Consider the following 3,412-nt stretch of genomic DNA (forward strand, 5'->3'; position numbering starts at 1 on the left):
CCGCCCCCCTCACTTCCCCGCCAGCGACCCGAAGTCGACGCCCGACCCCAGGATCAGCCCGGCGCCGAGCAGGAGCATCGTCGCCGGGACCATGAACGTGGTGATCATCAGCGTCGCCTTGGGGACCGCGCGGGCGGCCTTGCGGCGGGCGTTCTGGGCGTCGGTGCGGCGCATGTCCTTGGCCAGCGACACCAGGGTGTCGACGATGGGGGCGCCGAGTTCCTCGCCCTGCTGGAGGGCGGTGACGAACATGGCGACCTGTTCGGAGTCGTTGCGGCGGCGCAGTTCCGCGAAGGCCTGGCGGCGGGTCATGCCGAGGTCCATCTGGCGGAGGGTGATGCGGAGTTCGTCGGCCCAGGGGCCCTCGTAGCGGGTGGAGACGCGGTCGAGGGCCTGGCGGAAGCCGAGGCCCGCGCTGACGACGACGGCGAGGACGTCGAGGAAGTCGGGCAGGGTCCGTTCGATGACGTCCCGGCGGACCCGCATGGCGGACCAGAGCCCGACCTCGGTCCACAGCGCGCCGAACGCGAGCAGCAGCAGGGCGACGAACCACTGGCCGCGCAGCAGGAAGACCAGGAAACCGGTGCCGCCGAGGACGCCGTAGACCGCGCGGCGGGCGGCGTAGCGGTCGATGGTGAGGCCGCCGGGGTTGCCCGCGAGGTCGATGCGGCGCCGGTAGCGGGCGACCAGGCGGGGGCCCATGAGGCGCAGCACGAAGGGGGCGTAGCGCATCCCCATGCGATCGATCACGGAGTCGACCGCGCCGGTGCGGGTGGCGCCGATCTCCAGGGCGAGGGCGAGGTCGCCGGGGAGTTTGGCGTCGGCGCGGTACATGCGCAGTCCGGTGAAGGCGCCCCAGACACCGAGGGCGGCGATCAGCGCGAGGAGGAGTGCCATGCGGTCCGTCACCCCCTCACACGTCGATCCGGCTCATCCGGCGGATGAGGAGGAAGCCGAGGGCGTACAGGGCGAAGGCGATGATCACGCAGGCCTGGCCGATCGGGGAGCCGGTCATGCGTTCCAGGGCGCCGTCCTTGACGCCGTTCATCAGGAAGAGCGCGCCGATGCCCAGGACGGGGACGGCGTACGAGGTCATGGTCACCTGGGAGAGCTGCGTACGGACCTCGCGCCGGGTCTCCTTGCGCTCCTCCAGGGTCTCGGTGAGGTTGCGCAGGGCGGAGACGACCTGGCCGCCCGCGCGGTTGGCGAGGACCAACGTCGTGACGAGTACGACGAGTTCGCGGGACGGGAGGCGGTCGGCGAGTTCACCGAGCGCGTCGTCCATGGACTGGCCGATGGCCAACTGGTCCGACACCCGGGCCAGTTCCTCGCCCGCCGGGGCTTCCAGCTCTTCCGCCGCCATGCCGATGGCGGTGCGCAGGGCGAGTCCGGCCTGGGTGGCGTTGGCCAGGATGCGGGCCAGTTCGGGGAGTTGGCCGATGAACCGCTCGATGCGTTTCTGCCGCTGCCAGTTGAGGAACTGGAGCGCGGCCCAGATGCCGAGGAGCCCGGCGATGGGGCCGAAGAAGGGGGCCAGGGTGACGTCGCCGACGATCCACAGTCCGGCCACCAGGACCAGCAGGTAGACGAAGAACTCGCCGGGGGTGATGTCCAACCCGGTGGCGGCGAGCCGCAGTTCGAGTCCGCGGCCGGGCCCGGTACGTCGCAGCCGTCGGTCCAGGCCGCGGAAGTGCCGCCTGCGGCCGCCGGGGGCCAGCTGACCGGTGTGTGAGAGGCGGTCGACGAGGGCGGCGCGCCGGGCCCGTCCGGCGGCGTAGCTCTGGACGCCGAGCACGGCGAGGACGCAGGTCAGCAGGGTGATGCCGGTGGTGAGCCGGACGAGCGTGGGGAGATCCATGGGTGGCCTACCTACCTGGCTTCTCGGGTGGCGAGCTGGGCGTCGGTGTGGGCGACGCCGAACGCCTGCGGGACGGGCTGGCTCGCCATGTGGAGGCGGTCGGCGGTGCGGCGGGGCAGCGGGAAGTACTGGAAGGCGCCGGGCACCCGGCCGTCGGCGGTCATGGGGCGGGCGTCGAAGCGGGCGACGGTGGCCAGGCGGTACGGCTCGCCACCGTGGCTGTCGAGGAGGGCGATCTCGGTGATGCGCCGGGCGCCGTCCGCGAACCGGGTGAGCTGGACGAGGACGTCGACGGCGCTGTTGATCTGGTCGTGCAGGGCGGCGAAGGGCACCTCCACGTCGGACATGGAGGCGAGCGTCTGGAGCCGGGTGAGCGCGTCCTCGGCGCTGTTGGCGTGCACGGTGGCCAGCGAGCCGTCGTGGCCGGTGGACATGGCCTGGAGCATGTCCAGGGACTCGCCGCCGCGGACCTCGCCGACCACGATCCGGTCGGGCCGCATCCGCAGCGAGTTGCGCACCAGGTCGCGGATGGTGATCTGGCCGCTGCCCTCGACGTTGGGCGGCCGGGACTCCAGGCGGACCACGTGGGTCTGCTGGAGCTGGAGTTCGGCGGAGTCCTCGATGGTGATGATCCGCTCGTGCGCCGGGATCGTCCCGGACAGGGCGTTGAGCAGGGTGGTCTTGCCGGTGCCGGTGGCGCCGGAGACGATGATGTTGAACTTGGCCTGCACGAGCCCCGCCAGGAGATACACCATCTGCTCGTCCAGCGAGCCGAAGCCGATCAGCTCCTGGAGGGTGAAGGAGCGCGGGAAGCGGCGGATGGTGAGGACGGGGCCGGTCAGGGACAGCGGCGGGATGATGACGTTCACGCGCTCGCCGGACGGCAGCCGGGCGTCGACCATCGGATTCGACTCGTCCACACGGCGGTTGACGGTGGAGACGATCCGCTCGATGGTCTGCATCAGCTGGTCGGCGGAGGCGAAGCGGAGCGGGAGGCGTTCGACGCGGCCGCCGCGTTCCACGAAGACCGCGTCGGGGCCGTTGACCATGATCTCGGTGACCGAGGCGTCCTCCAGGAGTGGTTCGAGGATGCCGAGGCCGAGCGCCTCGTCCACCACCCGGCGGATCAGCTGGGCGCGCTCGACCGTGGACAGGACCGGGCCCTCGCGGCTGATGATGTGCCCGAGGACCCGTTCCAGGCGCGCCCGGCGCTCGGCGGGCGCGAGCGCGCTCATCTCGGCGAGGTCGATCTCCTCCAGGAGCTTGGCGCGGTAGGAGGCGACGAGATGGCCGTCCTCGCCCCGACTGCCCTGCTCCTCGGGGGAGTTGATGCGTGCCCGCAGACTCATGGGTCGGCTGCTCCTCGGTCCTGGTCAGTGGTCGAGCGGCATGGTGGCGGTCTTGTGGGCGGCGCCGAAGCTCCACCCGGGCACGAGTTGCGGTATGTCGACGGAGGCCGTGACGGTGACGGAGTCGTCCCCGCCCCCGCTCGCGCAGCTCACCTTCAGCCCCCCGCCGACCGCCCCCGCGCACGCCGCCTGCGCGCCCTGCCCC

The 3,412-nt window shown here is 71.9% G+C and carries 3 protein-coding genes and 1 pseudogene; all 4 read right to left on the bottom strand.

The genetic code is table 11. The features are described from left to right. Positions 1 to 9: 9 nt before the first annotated feature. The gene (locus tag GTW40_RS11170) at positions 10 to 897 is read right to left on the bottom strand and encodes a DUF5936 domain-containing protein (RefSeq protein WP_161180012.1); all 888 of its coding nucleotides are present in this window, start codon (positions 895 to 897) and stop codon (positions 10 to 12) included. Between the two features lie 16 nt (positions 898 to 913). Then, a complete protein-coding gene (locus GTW40_RS11175; protein ID WP_161180013.1) occupies positions 914 to 1,858 on the bottom strand; it encodes a type II secretion system F family protein in 945 nt (314 codons plus the stop codon). 11 nt (positions 1,859 to 1,869) lie between these two features. After that, positions 1,870 to 3,207, bottom strand: coding sequence for a CpaF family protein (locus GTW40_RS11180; protein ID WP_161180014.1), 1,338 nt, complete (start codon positions 3,205 to 3,207; stop codon positions 1,870 to 1,872). Between the two features lie 24 nt (positions 3,208 to 3,231). Further along, positions 3,232 to 3,412, bottom strand: a pseudogene (locus tag GTW40_RS11185) (pilus assembly protein); the annotation flags it as partial.

Source organism: Streptomyces sp. SID4985 (genome assembly GCF_009863025.1).
Lineage (GTDB): Bacteria > Actinomycetota > Actinomycetes > Streptomycetales > Streptomycetaceae > Streptomyces.